Raw genomic sequence first — 20,650 nt, 5'->3', positions numbered from 1 at the left:
TGATCGCTATACGCGCCGACTATACATCGCATGTATACCCAGGTGGACGGGGTGTGTCCGAATTGGTCGGTGACGGTGCGCAAACGCCTTGGTAACGCCCAGGTGGACGACCTCGAAGGTCGTGGGGACCACCGTGAGTGGCCGTGTGAGCTGTGTGTATGCTTCCGCATCGCTTGACTGGGTGGATTCTCACCTGATTGGTGGCCGTCGTGATCGGGGTGTGTTTTCTCACGCGGCTCCGACTTTCTGGTTCGGGCTTGGATGGGAGAGCAGATGCAGGTCAGATCAGGTCTGGTGCGAGGCGGGATCGCGGCTGCCGCCGCGGCCGCGGCGCTGTTGCTGGCGGCGCAGGGCGCCACGGCGGACACCGGCACCAAGGCTGAGGACGGCGCGGCTCGCGGCCGCCTCGTCCCCAACGGTGGCACCAGCGGCCTCGGGGTCAACCTCGACAAGGGCAACGACACGAAGCACTACTACAACACGGTGCTGTTCGATCTGAAGCTCTCCGACGGCAGCTCGCTGAAGCTGTACTGCGTCGAGATCGAGACGAACATCGACGAGCAGCAGGACATGCTCGAGACGCCGTGGGACAAGTACCCGAACCCGGACTCGCCGTTCACCAAGAACAACGCGAAGATCAACTGGGTGCTGCACCACGGCTTCCCGACCGAGGACCTCAAGGGCATCGAGGCCGAGCTCAAGGGCGTCACGCTGCACGACGGCCTTTCGCAGGCCGAGGCGATCGCCGCCACGCAGGCCGCGGTGTGGCACTTCAGCGACGACGAGAACCTCAACCGCGACAAGCCGGTCCAGTTCGGCAGCGCGGACAACGGCGCCGACGTGCTCGCGGTCTACGACTACCTGATCGGCGCCGACAACGTCGGCATCGGCCAGCAGCCCAAGCCGACCCTGAGCATCACCCCGGCCTCGGCCAAGGGCGAAGCGGGCACGAAGATCGGCCCCTTCACCATCTCCACCACCGGTGACATCACCGACCTCACCACGAAGCTGCCCGAAGGCGTGAAGCTCGTCGACGCCGACGGCAAGGCCGTGACCGAGAGCCAGGTCAAGGACGGCGCCAAGCTGTACCTCGACGTGGCCAAGGACGCGAAGGCCGGCTCCGCCGAGCTGGCGCTCGAAGCCGTCGGCCACCTCGACACCGGCCGCCTCTTCGTGGGCGAGAACTACGCGAAGCACCCGGCGCAGTCGCTGATCGTCGCCGAGTCGCAGAAGGTCACGGTCGACACCTCGGCCTCGGCCTCCTGGACCGAAGCCGGCGTGACCCCGCCGACCACCCCCGCGGCGCCGACCACCACCCCCGCCGCCCCGGCGGGCGGCTCGGCCCCCCTGGCCAACACCGGCGTGGACGCCTCCCTGCCCATCGGCATCGGCGCGGCCCTCGTCCTGGCCGGCGGCGCGATGCTGGTGCTGGTGCGCCGTCGTCGCAGCAACGCCTGATCTGTAGCTGAACGAACGAAAGCGGGGCCGGTCCACAGTGGACCGGCCCCGCTTTCGTGTTGTCCGGGGATTGTCGGCAGTCAGCCGACGACGACCGCAGTGATCACGCCGTCTTCCGCGGTCAGGTGCACGCGGTTGTGCTGCTTCACCGCGGCGCGGTCGTGGGTGGTCGGCGAGTCGATGACGTAGCCGTGGCGGCTCAGCTCGATCACCGCCTTGCGGATCGGCAGCCCGATCACGTTCTCCGGGCGGAACCGCGGATCCCGCGGTGGCCCGCCGTCGCGAATGCCCTTGTGCCCCATGCGGCCAGGGTAATCACAGCCGGTCCGCGTCCACGACGGCTTTTGCGAAGGCGGCCGGCGCTTCCTGTGGCACGTTGTGGCCGATGCCGGTCAGCACGCGGTGGTCGTAGGGGCCCGTGAACTGCTTGCGGTACGCGGAACCATCGGCCGCCGCACCGTCGAAGTCGCTGGCGATGGTGAGGGTGGGCAGCGCGATCTTGGGGCTCTGCTGGAGCTTGGCTTCGAGCGGGGCGTACTGCGGTTCGCCCTTCGCGAGGCTCAGGCGCCAGCGGTAGTTGTGGACCACGATGGCCACGTGGTCAGGGTTGGTGAACGACTGGGCGGTGCGCTGGTAGGTGGCGTCGTCGAAGTGCCACTTCGGGGAGACGGTCTGCCAGATGAGCTTGTTGAACTCGGCGGTGTCGCGGGTGTAGCCGTGGACGCCGCGGTCGGTGGCGAAGTAGTACTGGTACCACCAGCCGAGTTCGGCGGCGGGCGCCAGGGGTTGCAGCTGCGTCTTCAGGTTCGTGACGAGGTAGCCGCTCACGAGCACCAGTGCCTTGACGCGCCGGGGCCACAGGGCGGCCACCGCGGCGGCCGTGCGGGAGCCCCAGTCGAAGCCGCCGAGGACGGCGCGGCGGATGTGCAGCGCGTCCATCAGCGCGATCACGTCGGCGGCGACGGCGGACTGCTGGGCGTTGCGGAAGGTCGTGCCCGAGCGGAACGTCGTGGTGCCGTAGCCGCGCAGGTAGGGCACGAGCACGCGGTAACCCTGCGCGGCCAGCGCCGGGGCGACGTCTTCGAAGCTGTGGATGTCATAGGGCCAGCCGTGCAGCAGGATCACCACTGGGCCGTCGGCCGGGCCGAGCTCCGCGTAGCCGATGTTCAGCACACCCGCCTGCACCTGCTTCAACGCCCCGAACCCGCCGGCGGCTTCGGCGGCCGACGCCACTGAACCCGATGCCACTGAACCCGACGCCACCGCGCCCGATCCGACACTCGCGACCGCCGCCGTCGCGGCCCCGCCCGCCACCACCTGCGAGAACTGTCTCCTGCTGATCATCCGAACGCACTCCTGAAGTCGAAACCCGCTACCGCAGGAGAACCGTAGGCAGCACCGCGCCGGCTTCGCGCCCGTCAGGTGACGCCGTGGGTGTACGTCAGCCCTCAGCGCGCAGCGCGGCGCCCAGCTCACCGCGGGCGCTGATGCCGAGCTTCGGGAAGATCCGGTGCAGGTGTGTGCTCACGGTCCGGTGCGACAGGTAGAGCCGCTGCCCGATCTCGCGGTTCGTGAGGCCCTCGGCGGCGAGCTGCGCGATGTTCAGCTCGTGGGCCGTGAGGTCACCGAGCGCGTCGGGCTCGCGGTCGGGGGTCGCCTCGCCGGTCGCGCGCAGCTCGCGAGCGGCCCGTTCGCTCCAGGCCGTGACGCCGAGCGCGTCGAACGTCTCCCGGGCCGCCCGCAGCACCGGCCGCGACTCGGCGGCCCGGCGCCGGCGGCGCAGCCATTCACCGAACGCGAGCTGCAGGCGGCCGCGCTCGAGCGGCCAGCCGGTGAGATCGGCCCGCAGCGCGAAGCGGAACAGGTCCTCGGCCTCGTCGTCGGACGCGAGCACGGCGCGGGCGTAGCGCAGGCCGTGGTGCAGCGCGGGAGACGTCGTCGGGGCCTGGTCGAGCTCGGCGACCAGCGTTCGCACCACGTCGGCGCGATCGCAGTGCACGGCGGCCTCCGCCAGCTCCGCGAGCACGTAACACCGCAGCGCGAGCTGGTACGCCGGGTCGGCCGGGTCGAACACGCGCAGCAGCGCGGCCACGGCGTCGGCGTGCCGGCCCGCGCCGAGCGCCGCCAGGCCGCGGGCGAGCTGCACCGTGGCCAGCACGGGCCGCGCACCCGCCGCGAGCCCCACGCGTTCGGCCTCGGCCGCCAGTTTCTCGGCTTGCTCGGGATCGCCGCGCAGCGCCGCGATCTCGGCCTGCACGGCCCTGGCCAGACCGATCAGGTACGGCTGCCGCGTCTCGTGCGCGAGCCGGCCGGCCTCCTCCGCCGCGGGCAGCGCCGCCGCCAGATCACCGAGCCGGGCGTGGCTCCACGCCTGCACGGCCAGCGCGCGGCTCAGCAGCCCGAGCCGGCCCTCGGCGCGCAGCGCCGGCTGTGCGGCCAGGGAAAACCGCGCCGCCAGGTCGAACGCGCCCACCTGCAGCGCCGCGCTGCCGAGGAACCGGACCACGGTCGGGTCGAGCGTGCGATCGGCCAGCTCGCGCAACGCGGTCACGACTTCGGCTCCGCGCGACAGCGGCGTCACGTACGCGGCGATCGCCACCATCCGCGGGTCTGCCGGATCGACGGGCAGCTCGTCGGCGATCGCGGTGATGCGCTCGCGGGCCGCAGCGCCAGGCTCGACCCAGAAGCAGCGCATCGCCGTGCTCCAGAAGATGCGCATCGCCAGGTCGAGGTCACCGTCGCGCGCGACGGAGCCCGCCAGCGTCGCCAGTTCGGCCGCCCCCGCACCACCTTCGCGCACACCGTCGTCGAAGCCGGTCGGCAGCCAGGTCACGAGTGCACGCTGGCGCGGGGATAGCTCCATTGTGGACACTTCGTGCAGCAGCCGATCGACTACGTCCCGGCGGCCGGATTCCACAGCCAGGTCCGCCGCCCGCAGCAGCCGATCGACGCGGCGACGGTCGGTATCGCTCAGCCGCGCGGCTTCTTCCAGCGCCGAGATCGCCGCGGCGACCCCACCCCGGCGTCGGGCCTCACCGGCGGCCGCTTCCAGCTCGGCCGCCACGGTCTCGTCGGTGCCGGTGGTCGCCGCCGCGCGGTGCCAGGCGCGGCGGCCGGGCTCGGTGAGCGTCGCGGCCAGCGCGTGGTGCGCGGCCCGGCGAGCGGCCGGGGTCGCCGCGCGGACGACGGCCGCCCGGGTCAGCGCGTGCCGGAACACGACAGTGGTGGCCGTGACCTCCACGAACGCCGCGGCTGGCCCCAGCGAGTCGGTGCCGGCGGCCCGGACGGTTTCGGCGAGCGAGGTGCTGTCGTTGAGTGCCGCGATGAGCAGGCTCGTGCGGGTGTCCTCGGGCAGGTCGGCCACGCGGGCGGCGAACGCCTGGTCCAGCGGCCGGGTGCGGGCCGCGGGCAGTTCGGTGAGCGCGAGCGGGTTGCCGGCGGCCTCGGCGAGGATCCGCGCGCGGGCTTCCGGCGCGAGGTCCGGGGCGACGTGGTCGAGCAGCTCTTCGGCGTCCGGCGCGGGCAGCGGCTCCAGCGTCAGGGAGGGGAGCTCGTCGAGCCGGGTGGGTTCGCCGGTGCGGGCCGTCGCGATCAGCACCACGGGCTCGGATTCGACGCGGCGGGCCACGAACGCGAGCACGTCCTGCGTCGCGCGGTCGAGCCAGTGGACGTCTTCGAGCAGCAGCACCAGCGGGGTGGCGGCCGCCGCGTCGCCGAGCAGGTTGAGCACGGCGAGGCCGACGAGGTACGGCTCGGGCGGCGGGCCGTCGGCGAGGCCGAGTGCGGTGCGCAGGGCCGTGCGCTGGCTCGCGGGGAGGGCGGTGGTGGCGGCACGCAGGGGGTAGAGCAGCTGGTTGAGGCCGGCGAAGGGGAGGTGCTGCTCGGGTTCCGCGCCGGTCGCGGCGAGGATCCTGGTGCGCGAGGGCCCGAGCTGCCGGCGCACGGTGGCGACCAGCGCGGACTTGCCGGCGCCTGGTTCACCCCGCACCAGCACCGTGCCGCCGCGCTCGCCGATGCCGTCGACCAGCTCGGCCAGGCGTTTCTGCTCGAGCTCGCGTCCGAACAGGACCAAACCCCGCCCCTCTCCCGTCGGTTTTCCTGTTACGGCAACGGCTCGTCGCGCGCGGCGAGCCACAGGCGGTACCACTCTTCGTGCGTGAGCGCCGCGGCCCGGTTCACCGCGTCTCCACACGCGCGGATCCGGTCGGGCCGGGTGCTGCCGAGCACGGGCGCGATCTTCGCCGGGTGCCGGGTCAGCCACCAGAGCACGATCGTCTCCGGTGTGGTGTCGTGGCGCACGGCCAGTTCCTTCACCAGCTCGGCGGTCGTGTGCTCGGCCGGCGTGGTCGGGCGTCCCGTGTAGACACCCTGGGCGAGCGATCCCCAGGCCTGCAGCCGGATTCCGTGCTCGGCGCAGTATTCGAGGGTGCCGTGGGGAAACCCGTCGGCCGCGGCGGCCGCGGTGTTCACCAGCACTCCCGACTCCACCCAGTCGCGGCGCGCGAGGCTCATCTCCAGCTGATTGGCCACCAGCGGGAAGTCCAGCCGCGACCGCAGCGCGGCGATCTGCGCCGCGCTCATGTTCGACACGCCGAAGTGCCGCACCAGCCCTTCGTCGTGCAAACGGTGCAGGGCCGCGGCGATCTCACCCGGCTCCGCCAGCGGGTCGGGCCGGTGCAGGAGCAGCACGTCCACATAGTCGGTGCGCAGCCGCTCGAGGCTCTCGGAAACCCGCGCGACGATGCTCGCGCCGCGCAGGTCGTAGAACCCACCGTCGAGCCGGATGCCGCACTTGGTCTGCAGCACGATCCGCTCGCGCAGCCCCGGCGTGCGCGCGAGCACCTCGCCGAACACGGCTTCGGCCTTGCCGTGGCGGTAGATGTCGGCGTGGTCGAAGGCCGTGACGCCGATGTCGAGGGCCGCCGTGATCGCGGTCTCGGCGGCCTCGACGTCGGCGGCGGTGTACGGCGCCGGGTCCCAGCTGCCGCCGAGTCCCATGCAGCCGTACCACGCCGGGGGCGCGGGTGCGGTGATCATGTCCACCCGCGCGAGTGTAATCAGCGGAGGAAGCGGAACGCCGCCCGAAGTTCTTTCGAGAACAGGTCCGGCTGCTCCCACGCGGCGAAGTGCCCGCCGTTGTCCACCTGGTGGTAGTACCGCAGATCGTGGTACGCGCGCTCGGCCCAGCTGCGCGGCGCGCGGTAGAGCTCACCGGGGAACACGGTCACGGCGGCCGGCACCGAGACGTCGACCGCGTTGAAGTTGTTCGCGTTGTTCTCCCAGTACAGCTGCGAAGACGACACAGCGGTGTTGGTGACCCAGTAGAGCGTGATGTCGCCGAGCATCTCGTCGCGCGTGAGCACCTTCTCCGGCACTCCGCCGCTGTAGGTCCAGGCGGCGAACTTGTCGTACATCCACGCGGCCAGGCCGGCCGGGGAGTCGGCGAGCCCGAAGCCGACGGTTTCCGGCCGCGTGACCATCATCGCCGAGTAGCCGGAGCCGCGCGTGTAGAGGGCGTTGAGGGAGTCGAACGCCTGGCGCTCCTCAGTGGACAGTCCGGCCGGCGCCGGGCCGCCGTCGGTGAGGATCTTCGCGATCTCCGGCGGCACGGTCGCGGGCATGTTCACGTGGATGCCCAGCAGGCCAGCGGGCTTCTGCGCGGCGAGCACGTCGGACACGACCGAGCCCCAGTCGCCGCCCTGTGACACGTATTCACGGTAGCCGAGGCGCTTCATCAGCACGTCCCACGCGCGGGCGATGCGCGCCGGACCCCAGCCGGTGCCGGTCGGCTTGCCGGAGAAGCCGTAGCCGGGCATCGACGGGATCACCACGTGGAACGCGTCGACCGCGCTGCCGCCGTGGCGCGTCGGATCGGTGAGCGGGCCGATCACCTTGAGCATTTCGAGGATGGACCCCGGCCAGCCGTGCGTGATCACGATCGGCAGCGCGTTCTCGTGCCGGGAGCGGATGTGCAGGAAGTGGATGTCGAGGCCGTCGATCTCCGTCACGAACTGCGGCAGGGAATTGAGCTTGGCCTCGGTGGTGCGCCAGTCGTAACGGGTGGCCCAGTACTTCACCAGATCCTGCACGCGCCGCAATTGCAGACCCTGCGAATCGTCCGCGACGGTCTCGCGCGTCGGCCAGCGCGTGGCGCGCAGCCGGTTGCGCAGATCGGTGAGTTCTCGTTGGGGCACGGCGATGCGAAACGGCCGCACGGCGGGGGAGCCGGCGGTCGCGGCGTTGGCCACGGTGCTCATCAGCGTCGACGCACCCGCCGCGACGGCCAGCGCGCCGGCGGACGTGGCGAGGAACCTGCGCCGGGAATGCTCGGACGGGTAGTCGGACATCACCGTTCTCCTCCGGGGAAAAGTATCGGCCGGACGGCCGTTTCCGACGCTAGCCGCCGATGATCATCACGACCACCGGCCGGCTCGCCTCACCGGAGAATGGCGACGGTTGCTCGTTTTCTGGCGCTTTTCGTGGGTCGGTCTTACGGGAATCTTTCGCCGAGAGAACCGCCGGAAACCCGGCGCCGGGTCGCCCCGGCGCCGGGTCCGAACTCACTCAGATCAGCTTCAGCTGCGCCAAGTCCGCCGCGTACTTGTGGATCAGCTCCGCGGTGATGTGCGGGATGTCCTTGTCCGTGCCGATGCCGGCGTCCTGGACGGCCGAACGGAAACGCTCGGTCGGGATACCGGCCCCGTTCACGGGCTCGGCCGGCTGGGCGAAGGCGTGCAGCAGCGGTAGGAGCGAGTGCTGCTTCTGCTTCTCCGGCAGACCGCGAACGGCGGTTTCGAACCGCGCGAACCACTCGGCGTAGTCGTCGACGCGCGTGATCGGGTAGCCGGCCGCCACGAGCCAGTCGACGAACGTGTCGAGGGAAACGCCGTCCTCGTGGGGGTTGAGCACGTTGTAGGTGCGGTAGGCGCGGTCCTCCAGCGCGGCTTGCGTGCCGAGCGTGGTGATGGCCTCGGCGGTGAAGTCGGCGGGCAGGCCGTCGTAGTGCGCCGGTGCCGAACTCCGGTAGAACGAGCCCGGGGCGATGCCGGTGGCGACCAGGCTCAGCAGCAGGCGCGTGAAGAGGTCGGGCACGTTCAGCTGACCCGAGTAGCGGCTGTGGGCCAGGATCATGTCCGAGCGGAAGGTGGCCACAGGCAGGCCGTACGCGTCGTTGGCCTCACGCAGCAGCACTTCGCCGGCCCACTTGCTGGTGGCGTAGCCGTTGGCGTACCCGTCGTCGAGCACGCGCACCGGGCTGCTCACGCGGATGTCGGCCACCTCGTCGGTCGAGGTGGCGTGGTCGAACACCACAGCCACGGTGGACAGGTAGGTGATCGGCTTCAGCCGGGTGGTCAACGCCATCCGGATGAGCTCCGCCGTGCCGACGACGTTGGGCCCGAACAGCTGGTCGTAGGGCAGCACGTGGTTGACCAGCGCGGCCGGGTGCACGATGAGGTCCACGGAGTCGGCCAGGCGCTGCCAGGTGGCCTGGTCGAGGCCGAGGTCCGGCTCGCCGATGTCGCCGGCCAGCACCTCCAGGTGCTCGGCCGCCAGCGCGCGGAAGTGGTTCAGCAGCGTGGCGTCGCCGCTGTCGAAGGCGTCTTCCAGGCGTTGGCGCGCGGCCTCGGCGGAGCTGCCGCGGACCAGGCACACGAGGCGGCCGCCCGATTCGGCCAGCCGCTCGAGCCAGTCGAGGCAGAGGAACCGGCCGAGGTAGCCGTTGGCGCCGGTGAGCAGCACGGTGTCGACACGGCCGGAGGGGCGTGCCAGTGTCTTGGCCGTGGTCAGCACGTCGGGGTCGAGGAACTTGTCCAGCGTCAACGCGTCGGCCCGGGCCTCGGTGCTGCCGGCGCCGTGGACCTTCGCGAAGGTGGGCCGCTTCGCACCGGACTCGCGGGCGTCGGAGATGTAGGCGGCGAGCTTGCGCAGGTCCGTGGCCGGGCTGATGACCACCCCCACCGGCACCTCGACGTCGAAGATCTCGCGCAGCAGGTTCGAAAACGACAGCGCCGACAGCGAATCGCCACCCAGCTCCACGAAGTGCGCCTCGGGGCTCAGCTCGCCCGAGGACGCGCCGAGCAGTGCCTGCGCCGCGCGCACCACCGTGTCGAACACCGGCTGCGAACGCCCGACCTGCCGCAGCTCGCGCAGCTCACTCGACTCACGCTCGGCGATCTCGCGGTACAGCTGCTCCAACCGCTCGCCGTAGTGCTCCTTCAGCTTCGGTCGCGAGAGCTTCCGGATGCCCGTGAGCAGCCCGTTTTCCGGGCTGAACGGCTCGGTCTCCACGAGGAAGTCGCGCGGGATCTCGTACGAGTTGAGGTCCGACGCCTTCGCGATGGCCTGCACCGATTCGGCCAGCCGCGCCCTGAGGTTGTCCCCGGAGAGGGCCTCGGGCGTCGGCACGATCACCGCGAGCAGGTACGCGCGTTCGCTGCTGCCGTACAGGTAGATCTGCCGGATCGGCGGCGCGGCCGCGAACTCGGCTTCCAACCGCGACACGGCCACGAACTCGCCCTGCGAAAGCTTCAGCACGTTCTTGCGCCGGTCGAGGTAGTACAGCGTGTCGGGCGCGGTCTCGACCATGATGTCGCCGGTGCGGTAGTAGCCGTCGGCGTCGAACACCTCGGCCGTCGCGTCGAGCCGGCGGTAGTAACCGGAGACCATGGACTTCGCCTTGAGCAGCAGTTCGCCGCGCGGGTGCGGGGTGTCGGTGGAGAAATAGCCGAGCTCCGGCACGTCGTCGAGCTTGTAGTCGAGCACGGCGGGGCGCACCAGCTGGTGGTCCCACTGCACGATGCCGGCCTCGGTCGACCCGTAGCCGTCGTGCAGGTCGAGGCCGAGCACCGACTCCATGAACGCCTGCAGGTCGGCCGACAGCGGCGCGGAACCGCAGCCCGCCCACACGAGCCGGCCGCCCAGGAAGTTCACGCGCAGGTCGCGCTTGACCTCGGCTTCCAGCTCGGCCGAGTAGCCGGCGCCGAGCGCGCGGCGGTCCAGCTCGCTCTGGTAGTGGTGGAAGATCATGTCGCAGATCCGCGGCACCATGATGATGTCGGTGGGGCGGGTGAGCGAGAGGTCTTCGAACAACGTGGACAGATCGCTCTTCGCGGTGAAGTGCACGGTGCCGCCGCGGCCCAGGACGCCCACGAGCAGCGCCCGGCCCATCACGTGGCTCAGCGGCATGAAGTTGAGTTCCACCAACGGGAAATCGGGCCGTTCGGGCCAGATCCCCAGCCACAGGTTGGCGACCAGCCGATCGGTGTACCTCGCGCCTTTGGGTGTTCCGGTGCTGCCGGAGGTGTAGATCAGCAGCGACAGGCGTTCCGGGTCCGGTTCGGCCAGGGGCGCGGGTGCCCCGGCGGCGCCGCGCTCGAGCACGGTGGCGAGTGGTTCCACCACGACGCCGCTGTCGGCCGCGGCGAGCCGGGCCGTGGCGGCTTCGACCTTTTCGCGATCGGCGCCGGTCTCGGGGTGGTAGTCGAACACCACCAGGCGTCGCACGCTCGCGGCGTCGAGCACGAGATCCACGGCGGTGTCGAGGTTGTCCACATCGGACGCGAGCAGCTTCGGCGCGGTCTCGGCGATGATCGGCTTGAGCGTGCCGGCCGTCGCACCGGTCTGCAGGGGAACGGAAACCACGCCGGCGCGCACGCAGGCGAGGTCGACGAGGGCGTACTCGGTGCTGGTGAACCCGAGCGTGGCCACGAAATCGCCGACGGCCACGGGGTGTTCGGCGTGGTGCGTCCACTCGCCGGCGACGGCGCAGGCGCGCTGCCACGCTTCGCGGTAGGTCAGTGTGTCGAACCGCGGCAGCAGCCGGCGCGTGGTGCGGCCCGTGGCGGGGTCGGTGACGGCTTCGGCCGCCCGCTCGGCGAACGCGGCGCGGCCGGCGTACGCGGTCACCACGGTTTCGATCAGCTCCACGAGCGACAGCCCCGGTCGGCTGATCGCGTCGGTGATCGTGGCGTCGGGGCCGGCGTCCCGCAGCTGCGGCTCAGCGGCCAGCAGCTCCTCGACGCGGAACTCGGTACTGGTGATCTCGGTCGGCGGGGTCGCCAATGCTCAGCCCTCCCTGGGTCTCGGCCTGCGTCCAGCGGGAGGCGGCGGTGACTCCTGGTGGGCCAGTTTGTTGGGGTCCCCTAACTTTACCGACCGTGGTCGTTCGGATACCGGTTCGTGCTTGTGATCATGAACGCATTGTGTCTGCCTGATCACGGATGGTACGAAAACGGTCAGTGGGCAACACGAGTCCCACGTATCACGAGATTCGGCAACGCGGGCAAATCACGTGAACCGGGAGGGTTCAGGCGGGATTTCCGTTGCGCAGGAAGAAGTAGGCGTAGCGCGCGTCGAGCTCGTTCTTCGGCACGAGGTGCACCGCCAGTGGTGTGAGGCCACAGCGCGTGGCGGTCTCCCAGAAGGCGTCGATGCCGTAGGTGGTCATCTCGGCGAGGCCGCTGCGGTACGAGCGGCGGCGCGGCCCGGTGCGCCACGTGCCGGGGTCGTACTTGATCTGGATCATCGCGAGGCCCTCGGGCGTGAGCAGCTGCTGGGCGATGCGCAGCAGGCGTTCGCCGTATTCCGGTGTCGGGATGAGCTCGAAGACGTAGCAGGAGAAGAAGACGTCGACCTTTCCGTTGATCGCGTGCAGTGCTCCCTCGGGATTCGCGACGTCGATCGCCACGGGCAGGAACGCCGTGTCGCAGGTGGCTTTCACCTGCCGTTCGCATTCCTGCAACGTTTCCGCGGCGATGTCGACGCCGATGAATTCGTCGGCTCGCGGCGCGAAGTGGATCGCGTTCGCGCCACCACCGCAGCCCCATTCCAGAACGCGGTGCCACGGGCCGGTGAAATCCGCCATGCGGGCACCTTTGTCGAACAGTTCGAGGTGCTCGTGGCCGATTCGCGACCACAGGTCGCTGCCTGAGAACACCGACGCGTCGCGCCAATGCGCGTTGCCCTGCCAGCGATCCCCGTCCGGCCGGCGCCAGTAGGTCTGCGAGTCGGCGGAGATCCGCGACTCCGGTTGACGGGCGCCCACCGTCGTGAGCGCACGCTGCGCGAGCTCTTCGGCACTCTTGGCCACCTTTTTCGCGTTCGCCACGGAAAGGTGGCTCAGCAACCGGGAGAGGTTGGCCGGTTTCTGTCTTTCGGACATGGCGGGAAACCCTTTTCGCCGTTGTTTCGGTTCACTCGCTCAGTCGTGGAACTGCTGGGCGTGTTACCGAAAAAGGCGATTCAGGGCCGAATTTCAGAAAGGCTAAAAGTGAGTTAACCGGACGAAAGGGACTCAGTTCACGCAGGGGACGCCGTCGCCGGTGATCGTCGGCGGGGCCTGCGCGGGCAGCGGGGTCACGAACGCGGCCGGGTGCACCTGCGGCGCGCCGGCCGTGCTCGACGAACCGCTGGAGTCCTCGTAGTCCTTGCCGAGGAACACGCGGAAGTGGTCCTGGTCCAGCGACGAGTCCGGGCTCACGGCGATCCCGCCGAGCGTCTTCGCGATCTTCGTCGCCTCGGTCTTCTGGTTGTGGCCGTAGAAGACGATCGACATCTTGCGGGTGGTCGCGTTGGCCACGGTGCCCTTGGCGTAGCCGGCGGCCACGAGCTTGTCGGCCACGCTCGCGGCCAGGCCGCTGGCGTCGGAGGCGTTGCGCACGTCGACCGTGTACTGGCTCAGGCTCGAGTCACCGGGCGCGGCGGGGGCGTTGGACGAGGTCGCGGGCGTGCCCAGCTGCTGGCGCACGAACTGCTGCACCTGCTTCGGGTCCACCTCCACCGCGTCGCCGTCGGACGGCGTCTTGAGCGAGATGTTCACCACCGGCACGGTCACGAACTTCAGCGCGCCGGCGCTCATGCCGTGCAGCTGCTGGGCGAAGCCGACGATGTCCCAGCCCGAGTCGACCACCACGGCCTTCTTCACGGCGGTGATCAGGTTGCCGAGCTTGCCCGGGTCGGCGAGCGTGCCGGCCGACAGGATGGTCTTGGCCATGCTCGCCATGAACACCTGCTGGCGCTTGATGCGGTCGAGGTCGCCGTTGGGCAGCCCGTGGCGCTGGCGCACGAACTGCAGCGCCTTCGCGCCGCCGACGCTCTGCGGGCCCGCCGCGAAGTTCGCGCCGGAGTAGGAGTCGTGCACGGCCTTGGCCAGGCACACCGGCACGCCGCCGACGGCCTCGCTCAGGTAGTAGAACCCGGCGAGGTTCACCGCGGCGTAGTGCGTGATCTGCAGGCCGGTGAACTGCTGCACGGTCTCGATCGCGGACCTCGCGCCGGCCTGCGCCGAGTCCGTCTCCAGCTGCGAGCCGGACACCCCCTGCGCGACCAGCTTGTTCTTCTCCGCGACGAGCCCGTAGGTGTACGCGGAGTTGATCTTGTGCTTGCCGTAGTCGCCGGAAATCTGCACGTAGGAGTCGCGCGGGATGGAGATTGCGGTCGCCTGACCGCCGCCGGCGGGGATGTGGATCACGATCATCGTGTCGGTGGTGTCACCACCGTCGTCGGCGCCGCCCGCGTGCAACTGAGACAAGACGTCGGCCGGCAGCGGATTGCCCTGCGCGTCGGTGCGCGTGTCGAGGCCGACCATGAGGATGTTCTGCTCGCCCAGCGGCGGCTGGTTGTCGGAATCGATCACATTGGCCCTGGTCAGGCCGTCGGTGAGCGACTGCAGCGTCGAATACGCGTAACCGGTGCCGCCCAGCACGAGCAGGGACACGACGACGAGCACGACTTGGGCCGCGCGCAGCGGACCGGAGGCCTTGGTGCGACGCATCAGGGCTCCTCTTCTGCAGTTTCACCGACAACCCGGGGCCCGACGCCATCCGGTGCTCGAAATGCCAACGGTAGCGGCCCCGTTTCCCGCCGCGGCCGGGGGGCGTTTTCCGTGTCCTCACGGGAGTGGACAAGACCGGACAAAGGTCTGTACCGGTGATTATTCGTGGCTCGCGCTCAGTGTCCGTGCGGATACGCGGATTGCGCGAGTTCCACACCGAGGTGCAGGTCGATCGCCGCGTCGAGCGCATTGGCGGCCGAAGCGCCGCAAACGGCGAGCACGGCCGCGATCGCCAGCGCGGCCAAGGGGCCTTTCGGCGACCGTGGGGTGAGCAGCGCCCGGACTCGTTGCGGCACCGGGCCTCCGGCCGCGGCGAGCACGGGTGAGCGGCCGGTTTTCCCTGCCAGCGCCGCTTTCGCCACGGCCGTGGCGACCACGCGCCGGTCGCCGACGCGGGCCGCGGCGGTTTCGTCCGCCCAGCGTTCGAGGGCGAAGCGGGCGGCGGTCCCGAGGGGACGCAACAGCGGGTTGAGTGCCGTGGCGATCGTGAGGGCAGCGGCGAAGAAGTGGTGGCGCAGAGCCAGGTGTGCGCGTTCGTGGGCGAAAAGTGCCCGGCGTTCCCGCGCGTCCAGAACCGCGAGCAGGCCGCTGGACACGGCGATCCGCCCGCCGCGGCCGGCGACCGCGAACGCGATCGGTTCCGCACCCGGCAGCAACACGACTTCGTCGGTGCCGTGGGCGTCGAGTTCGGCGTTGATCCTGCGGTGGCGCCGCACGTACTGCACACCGGCCCACGCGAGCGCCGTAGCTGCGGCGATGAGGGCTACCCCACTCGTCGCGGCGAGCGGCACGTTCACGTCCTCGAACGACGAATCGCCGAAACCGCCCAGGGAAGCCACCCACGGGACGCGCGCGAGTCCCCGCGCGGTCAGCAAAGCCAGCGCGCTCGTGCTCCCGACAGCGAGCACCAGCGCGCAGCCGGTGAGCACCCAGCTCGCCGCCCGAGGCGACAGCCGGGGTGCGAGCCATCGCGCGACCGGCCAGCCGGCCAGCGGCAGCAGGAGCGGCACGAACACGTCGACTTCCACGTCAGCTGCCGTCTCCGCGCAGCAGACCGCGCAAGAGCTGCTCGTCGTCGGCCGAGAGGTTCGAGACGAACTTCGCCAGCACGCTCGGCCGGTCGGTTTCGGCGTCGAGCACCTTGCGCATCCGGCGCGCGGCCAGGCCCGGCTCGTCGTCCACCGGGCTGTACGCGAACGATCGGCCGTGCTTTTCCCTGGTCGCGACCCCCTTCTCGAACAGCCGCGACAGGATCGTCACCACCGTGGTGTAGGCCAGGCTGTCACCGAGCCGCTCCTGCACCTCGGTCGCGGACACCGGCTCGCCCACCTCCCACAGCACCGCGAGCACCTCGGCCTCGAGCTCACCGGGTGCGCGCCTCTCCTTGCTTGCCATGCACACCAATCTACACTGGTGTCGTAGTTCTACGGGCATGTAGTATTTCGACATGAACGTAGTTTCCGACGGGCCCGGCGACGGCGGCATGGTGGACGCCGGGGTGTACCGAGCGGTCACGGATTTCGCGCAGTCGCAGCACTGGCTGGCCGGCTCCGCCGTGGCCTTCGGGGAGTACGGCGTGTTCCTGGTGGTGCCCGTGATGCTCGCGCTGCTGTGGCGCGCCCGTGGCGCGGAGGCGCTGGCCCGGGCGGCTTGGGTGCCGATCGCGGTCGCCGTGGCGCTGGGGTTCGACACGGTGCTGAAATCGCTGTTCGCCGAGGTCCGCCCGTGCCGGGTCGTGAGCGGCGTCCACCCGCTGCTGCCGTGTGACGTGCCCACGGACTACTCGTTTCCCAGCAACCACACGGTGATCGCGGCCGCGTTCGCCGGCGCCGTGCTGCTGATCCGGCGCGCCTGGGGTGTCTGGGCCACGGTGTTCGCGCTGCTCGTCGGCGCCTCGCGGGTGTACCTCGGCGCGCACTACCCGCACGACGTGCTGGCCGGTCTCGCGGTCGGCCTGGCGGTGGGCCTGTGCGGGATCGCCGCCCACGCCCACCTGGTGCGGCTCGTGGACCGGTTCGTGCCGGCGCGTGTGGTCCGGTAGCCGCTCAGCGCCGGAGCCGGTCCTTCACGTCCGTCTTCAGCACCTTGCCGACCTTCGAGCGCGGCAGATCGGGCCAGATCTCCACCACCTTGGGGGTTTTCACGCTCCCCAGCAGATCCTTCACCACGGTCCGCAGCTCGTCCTCGGAAACCGACCGTCCTTTGTGGAGCTGTACGACCGCGGTCACCTGCTCGCCCCACTTCTCGTGCGGCAGGCCGACCACCGCGCAGTCCTGCACCGCCGGGTGCGTCATCAGTGCCTGCTCGACCTCGGCGGAGTACACGTTGAACCCGCCGGTGATGATCATGTCCTTGGCGCGGTCGACGATGTGGAGGTAACCCTCGTCGTCGAGGTAGCCGATGTCGCCGGTGTGGTGCCAGCCATAGCGGCCGACTTCCTCGGTGGCGGTGGGGTTCTTGTAGTAGCCCGGCATCACGAGTGGCCCGCGCACCACGATCTCGCCGCGCGCGCCCGGTGGTAGCAGAGAACCGTTGTCCGCCATGATCGCCACGCGGGTGAGCGGCGTCGGCCGGCCCGCGGAGGTGAACCGTTCGCGGGCGAGGGAACCGTCGGCGTGGAAGTGCTCGGCCGGCGCGAGCGTGGAGATCATCATGGGTGCCTCGCTCTGGCCGAACAGCTGGCCCAGCACCGGGCCGATCTTCGTGATCGCCTCTTCCAGCCGCGTCGCCGACATCGGCGCGGCGCCGTACCACAGGCAGTCGAGCGACGATAAGTCCGTTGTGGACAGATCGGGGTGGTCGAGCAGCAGGTAGATCAACGTCGGGGGCAGGAACGTGTGCGTGATCCGGTGCCGCTGCACGAGAGCCAGGAACTCGCCGAGATCCGGCTTCGGCATCACCACGATCTCGCCGCCGAGGGTGAGCACCGGGAAGCACAGCACCCCCGCCGCGTGCGTGAGCGGTGCCAGCGCGAGATACCGCGGCCGCGGCGAAAACGGGTAGCTCATGAGCGTGAGCGCCGTCATCGTCTCGACGTTGTGGCCGGTCAGCACCACGCCCTTCGGCCGGCCCGTGGTGCCGCCGGTGCCCACGAGCAGGGCCACGTCGTCGGACGGCGCCACGGAGAACGGGGTCGCGTCGGCGTCGAGCCACTCCCGCAACGACACCGCGCCGGGCATCGAACCGTCCAGGCACACCACCGTTTTCACGGCCGGCAGCTCCGGCATGATCCGGGAGACGAGCGGTGCGAACGAGGCCTGCACGAGCAGGCACGTGCAGTCGAACAGGTCCAGCAGCTCCCTGTTCTCAGCGGCCTCGTTGCGCGGGTTGACCGGGCACCAGACCGCCCCTGCGCGGCTGATGCCGAACACGCAGCCGAAGGACACCGGGTCGTTGCCCGAGAGGATCGCGACCTTGTCCCCCGGACGCACCCCCGAGCGCGCCAGCGCCCGCGCGACCCGCCACGACAGCTCCTGCACCTCGCCGTAGCTCAGCGAAACGCCGTCCTTGGTGAGGCACGGCGCCGAAGTGCCCAGCGAGGCACCCTTGTCGAGGTAGTCGATCAACCGCACCGCTCGTCTCCCCGTCTCACGCGTGCACGGTCAGCACGGGATTGGACACGAGCCCGAACGACCGCAGCACCCCGAGCAGCTCCCGGTGCCCGAAGGCCTGGCACGCCGAGGCGAACCCGGCGCGGCGCGGTGCCTGCTGCAACAGCGAATACGCCGCATAGGCCTGCAACAGCCCGGTCTGCTTGTAGTTGCACGTCCCGTGGATCACGCAGTGGGCTCGCCCGAGCGGGCCCGACGCGTGCACGGAGTCCATCGACGTGTTCAGCCGCTGGTTCTCCCGCGGCGGCATCTCGTCGCGCACCGCGGCGGCCTGCTCGTGCAGCACCTTGAGCTTCTCCGCCTCCGGCAGGTCCTTCACCTGCTCCAGCACGCCGGCCACGATCAGCGGCACTCCCTGCATCAGCGCGCGGTCGAACACGCCACCGATGGCCTTCACGTTGGCCACGCGCGGATCGTTCTTGAACCACACCGGGTGCGAGGTGCCGCCCCACGGCAGGGCGAGGCCGGTTTCGTGGTGGCCCGGCACGACCACGTCGTGCAGCCCGCCGTCGGGCGGCCACGCCTGGTATTCGTTCTGCTCGAGGTAATACGCCGACGACAGCGCCGCGTTCACGAGGATGGTGCGAGTCGACGCGACCGTCGGGTACCCCTTCCAGAACACCAGGATGTCCAAGGTGTCGAGGCCCGGTGTCTCGAGGCAGATGTTCGCCGCGATCTCACCGGTGGTGTACATCTGCGCGATGCCGGGCGAGAGCAGCAGGCCGTTGGCCGCCATGTCGGCGCCGTAGCGTTCCTCGGCCGAGATCAGCCAGTCCTGCTCGCCGGTGGTGTCGAGGTAGTGCGCGCCCGAGGCGAGGCAGGCCTGCACCACCTCGTGGCCGTACTCGCTGAACGGGCCGACGGTGTTGCACACCACCGAAGCATCGGCGAACAGCTCGGTGAGCGGCCCGACCTCGTGGGCCACCTCCACCACCTCGTGGTCGACGGTGTCGAGGCCGGGGATGCGGTCGAGGGACTCCTGCAACCGCGCCTTGTCGCGCCCCGCGGCGACGAAGGGCACGTTGTACTCGCGCAGGTATTCGCAGATCAGGCGTCCGGTGTAGCCGGAGGCACCGTAGACGACGACGGGCTTGCTCACGAGGGGTTGTCCTTTCGCTGCGGGAAGATCGAGGGGGGAAGCGCGCTCACATGCCCATGCCGCCGTCGACCGGCAGTCCCGCGCCGGTGATGAAGCGGGCGGCGTCGGAGGCGAGGAACACCACGGCGTCGGCCATGTCGGCCACCTCGCCGAGCCGGCCCGCCGGCGTCTGCGCCACCACGGCGCCGATGGCTTCCTCGACGCTGGGGAACAACCCGACGTCGACGACGTCGTTGGCCAGCTGGTTGCCCATCTGCGTGGGCACGAGGCCCGGGTACACGCAGTTCACGCGCACGCCGTAACCGAGCTTCCCGGCTTCCATCGCGGCCACCCGCGTGAGCCGGTCGACGGCCGACTTCGTGGCCGAGTACCCCGCGATCCCGGGGAACGCGATGGTGGCGGCCACCGACGAGATGTTCACGACCGCACCGCCGTTGCCGGCCACGCCGCCGGGGCGCATCGCGCGCAGGGCGTGCTTCACGCCGAGCGCGGTGCCCAGCACGTTGACCTCGAGCATCTTGCGCACGTGGGCCGGGTCGAGGTCGGCCACGAGGCCGGTGATCTCCACCCCGGCGTTGTTCACCACCACGTCGAGCCCGCCGTATTCGCCGACGACGGCCGACACGGCCCGCTCCCAGGCCTCGTCGTCGGTCACGTCGAGGCGGACGAACCCGGCCGTGGCGCCGGTCTGCTTGATCGAGTCGGCCGTGGCCCGGCCCAGTTCTTCCTGCACGTCGGCGATGACCACGGTGGCGCCGGCCTTCGCGAGCGCCTCGGCCATCCCGGCCCCCAGGCCCTGTGCCCCACCCGTCACCAGCGCGGTCCGCCCGCTCAGGTCGTACGAAACCATCGACATCTCCTCCTCGAGACATGCGGCGTAGGTCACACCGTAGCGAAGTTTGGACAGTCGTCAAGATTTTCTTGGACAGTCGTCAAGATATTTCCTCACCGGATGCGGGGCCGCGCTAGACTCCGGGCGTGACACAGGCGAAGGAGCGCATTTCGCGTCGGGGCGTGGACAAGTTCGCCCAGCGGCGGGAACAGCTGGCGGAATCCGCGCTGCAGGCGCTCGCCGAGCTGGGCTACGCGCGCACGAGCCTGCGCGAGATCGCCCAGAAATCGGACTTTTCCCACGGCGTGCTGCACTACTACTTCGCCGACAAGGTCGAGCTGCTCACCTATTCGGTGCGCAAGTTCGAAGAGGTTTGCGTGACGCGGTACGACGACGTGGTGGCCGAAGCGCGCACCGCCGAAGAGCTCGAACAGGGCTTCGGCGCGGCGATGGCCACCACGCTGCGCAGCGACGCCGTGATGCACCGCCTCTGGTACGACCTGCGCAACCAGAGCCTGTTCGAGGAGTCCTTCCGCGCCGATGTGCTCGACATCGACGAGCGCCGCCAGGCCATGATCTGGCGCGTCGTCGAGCGCTACGCCGAGCTGTCCGGCGCCGTGGCGCAGGTGTCCGAAGCGGTGGCGTACGCGACCTTCGACGGCCTCTTCCAGCAGTTTCTGCTGCGGCACCTGGCCGGGCGCGAGACGGCGGCCGACGAGCTCGGGGAAGCCGTGCCGCGCGTGGTGAAGCAGCTCTTCCGCACTGCCTGAGGGCGTGGGGTTCCCTGCCGTGTGAGTGCGGCGGGCGAATCCTGCCCG

General features: G+C 70.3%; 16 protein-coding genes. 3 read left to right on the top strand and 13 right to left on the bottom strand.

The window, feature by feature from the left end:
• Positions 1 to 273 precede the first annotated feature (273 nt).
• On the top strand, positions 274 to 1,458 hold the full coding sequence (locus VSH64_RS30195; RefSeq protein WP_326566135.1) for a thioester domain-containing protein: 1,185 nt from the start codon (positions 274 to 276) through the stop codon (positions 1,456 to 1,458).
• Positions 1,459 to 1,538: 80 nt separating this feature from the next.
• On the opposite strand, the gene VSH64_RS30190 is transcribed toward VSH64_RS30195, so the two are convergent.
• The 10 genes from VSH64_RS30190 to VSH64_RS30145 all read right to left on the bottom strand — a co-directional run bounded on the left by VSH64_RS30190 (position 1,539) and on the right by VSH64_RS30145 (position 15,685).
• Positions 1,539 to 1,760 (bottom strand): hypothetical protein, encoded by a 222-nt coding sequence (locus VSH64_RS30190; RefSeq protein ID WP_326566134.1) that lies wholly within the window; start codon positions 1,758 to 1,760, stop codon positions 1,539 to 1,541.
• Between the two features lie 13 nt (positions 1,761 to 1,773).
• Complete coding sequence (locus tag VSH64_RS30185) at positions 1,774 to 2,802, bottom strand: alpha/beta fold hydrolase (protein WP_326566133.1); 1,029 nt, start codon at positions 2,800 to 2,802, stop codon at positions 1,774 to 1,776.
• 97 nt (positions 2,803 to 2,899) lie between these two features.
• The gene (locus VSH64_RS30180; protein ID WP_326566132.1) at positions 2,900 to 5,530 is read right to left on the bottom strand and encodes an ATP-binding protein; all 2,631 of its coding nucleotides are present in this window, start codon (positions 5,528 to 5,530) and stop codon (positions 2,900 to 2,902) included.
• A gap of 29 nt (positions 5,531 to 5,559) precedes the next feature.
• Positions 5,560 to 6,495: an aldo/keto reductase gene (locus VSH64_RS30175; RefSeq protein WP_326838062.1), complete on the bottom strand. Its 936-nt coding sequence runs from the start codon at positions 6,493 to 6,495 to the stop codon at positions 5,560 to 5,562.
• A 20-nt stretch (positions 6,496 to 6,515) separates the two neighbouring features.
• Positions 6,516 to 7,805: an epoxide hydrolase family protein gene (locus VSH64_RS30170; RefSeq protein WP_326566131.1), complete on the bottom strand. Its 1,290-nt coding sequence runs from the start codon at positions 7,803 to 7,805 to the stop codon at positions 6,516 to 6,518.
• A gap of 217 nt (positions 7,806 to 8,022) precedes the next feature.
• On the bottom strand, positions 8,023 to 11,520 hold the full coding sequence (gene car, locus VSH64_RS30165) for a carboxylic acid reductase (RefSeq protein WP_326566130.1): 3,498 nt from the start codon (positions 11,518 to 11,520) through the stop codon (positions 8,023 to 8,025).
• A gap of 244 nt (positions 11,521 to 11,764) precedes the next feature.
• The gene (locus VSH64_RS30160) at positions 11,765 to 12,619 is read right to left on the bottom strand and encodes a class I SAM-dependent methyltransferase (protein WP_326566129.1); all 855 of its coding nucleotides are present in this window, start codon (positions 12,617 to 12,619) and stop codon (positions 11,765 to 11,767) included.
• 132 nt (positions 12,620 to 12,751) lie between these two features.
• Positions 12,752 to 14,230, bottom strand: coding sequence for an LCP family protein (locus VSH64_RS30155; RefSeq protein ID WP_326566128.1), 1,479 nt, complete (start codon positions 14,228 to 14,230; stop codon positions 12,752 to 12,754).
• Positions 14,231 to 14,406: 176 nt separating this feature from the next.
• Complete coding sequence (locus VSH64_RS30150) at positions 14,407 to 15,318, bottom strand: M56 family metallopeptidase (RefSeq protein ID WP_326566127.1); 912 nt, start codon at positions 15,316 to 15,318, stop codon at positions 14,407 to 14,409.
• A gap of 1 nt (position 15,319) precedes the next feature.
• Positions 15,320 to 15,685: a BlaI/MecI/CopY family transcriptional regulator gene (locus tag VSH64_RS30145; RefSeq protein WP_326566126.1), complete on the bottom strand. Its 366-nt coding sequence runs from the start codon at positions 15,683 to 15,685 to the stop codon at positions 15,320 to 15,322.
• Positions 15,686 to 15,737: 52 nt separating this feature from the next.
• Between VSH64_RS30145 and VSH64_RS30140 the strand changes: the two genes are divergently transcribed.
• Positions 15,738 to 16,331: a phosphatase PAP2 family protein gene (locus VSH64_RS30140; protein WP_326566125.1), complete on the top strand. Its 594-nt coding sequence runs from the start codon at positions 15,738 to 15,740 to the stop codon at positions 16,329 to 16,331.
• Positions 16,332 to 16,335: 4 nt separating this feature from the next.
• Here VSH64_RS30140 and VSH64_RS30135 read toward each other — a convergent pair whose 3' ends face one another.
• The 3 genes from VSH64_RS30135 to VSH64_RS30125 are packed head-to-tail and all read right to left on the bottom strand — an operon-like array spanning position 16,336 to position 19,850.
• The gene (locus VSH64_RS30135; protein ID WP_326566124.1) at positions 16,336 to 17,862 is read right to left on the bottom strand and encodes an acyl-CoA synthetase; all 1,527 of its coding nucleotides are present in this window, start codon (positions 17,860 to 17,862) and stop codon (positions 16,336 to 16,338) included.
• 16 nt (positions 17,863 to 17,878) lie between these two features.
• Positions 17,879 to 19,000 (bottom strand): DUF5938 domain-containing protein, encoded by a 1,122-nt coding sequence (locus VSH64_RS30130; protein WP_326566123.1) that lies wholly within the window; start codon positions 18,998 to 19,000, stop codon positions 17,879 to 17,881.
• A gap of 46 nt (positions 19,001 to 19,046) precedes the next feature.
• Complete coding sequence (locus VSH64_RS30125) at positions 19,047 to 19,850, bottom strand: SDR family NAD(P)-dependent oxidoreductase (RefSeq protein ID WP_326566122.1); 804 nt, start codon at positions 19,848 to 19,850, stop codon at positions 19,047 to 19,049.
• Positions 19,851 to 19,978: 128 nt separating this feature from the next.
• On the opposite strand from VSH64_RS30125, the gene VSH64_RS30120 reads away from it, so the two are divergent.
• A complete protein-coding gene (locus VSH64_RS30120) occupies positions 19,979 to 20,602 on the top strand; it encodes a TetR/AcrR family transcriptional regulator (protein WP_326566121.1) in 624 nt (207 codons plus the stop codon).
• Positions 20,603 to 20,650 lie beyond the last annotated feature (48 nt).

This window comes from Amycolatopsis rhabdoformis, assembly GCF_035918295.1.
Taxonomy (GTDB): Bacteria; Actinomycetota; Actinomycetes; order Mycobacteriales; family Pseudonocardiaceae; genus Amycolatopsis; species Amycolatopsis rhabdoformis.
Note: the sequence above shows the minus strand (reverse complement) of the source record. Positions and strands in the feature narration are given on the sequence as shown.

Coding starts and splice junctions, on each gene's coding strand:
- VSH64_RS30155 (WP_326566128.1), bottom strand. CDS start 14,230: ATGCGTCGCACCAAGGCCTCCGGTCCGCTGCGCGCGGCCCAAGTCGTG.
- VSH64_RS30175 (WP_326838062.1), bottom strand. CDS start 6,495: ATGATCACCGCACCCGCGCCCCCGGCGTGGTACGGCTGCATGGGACTC.
- VSH64_RS30160 (WP_326566129.1), bottom strand. CDS start 12,619: ATGTCCGAAAGACAGAAACCGGCCAACCTCTCCCGGTTGCTGAGCCAC.
- VSH64_RS30195 (WP_326566135.1), top strand. CDS start 274: ATGCAGGTCAGATCAGGTCTGGTGCGAGGCGGGATCGCGGCTGCCGCC.
- VSH64_RS30145 (WP_326566126.1), bottom strand. CDS start 15,685: ATGGCAAGCAAGGAGAGGCGCGCACCCGGTGAGCTCGAGGCCGAGGTG.
- VSH64_RS30185 (WP_326566133.1), bottom strand. CDS start 2,802: ATGATCAGCAGGAGACAGTTCTCGCAGGTGGTGGCGGGCGGGGCCGCG.
- VSH64_RS30170 (WP_326566131.1), bottom strand. CDS start 7,805: ATGTCCGACTACCCGTCCGAGCATTCCCGGCGCAGGTTCCTCGCCACG.
- VSH64_RS30140 (WP_326566125.1), top strand. CDS start 15,738: ATGAACGTAGTTTCCGACGGGCCCGGCGACGGCGGCATGGTGGACGCC.
- VSH64_RS30125 (WP_326566122.1), bottom strand. CDS start 19,850: ATGGTTTCGTACGACCTGAGCGGGCGGACCGCGCTGGTGACGGGTGGG.
- VSH64_RS30190 (WP_326566134.1), bottom strand. CDS start 1,760: ATGGGGCACAAGGGCATTCGCGACGGCGGGCCACCGCGGGATCCGCGG.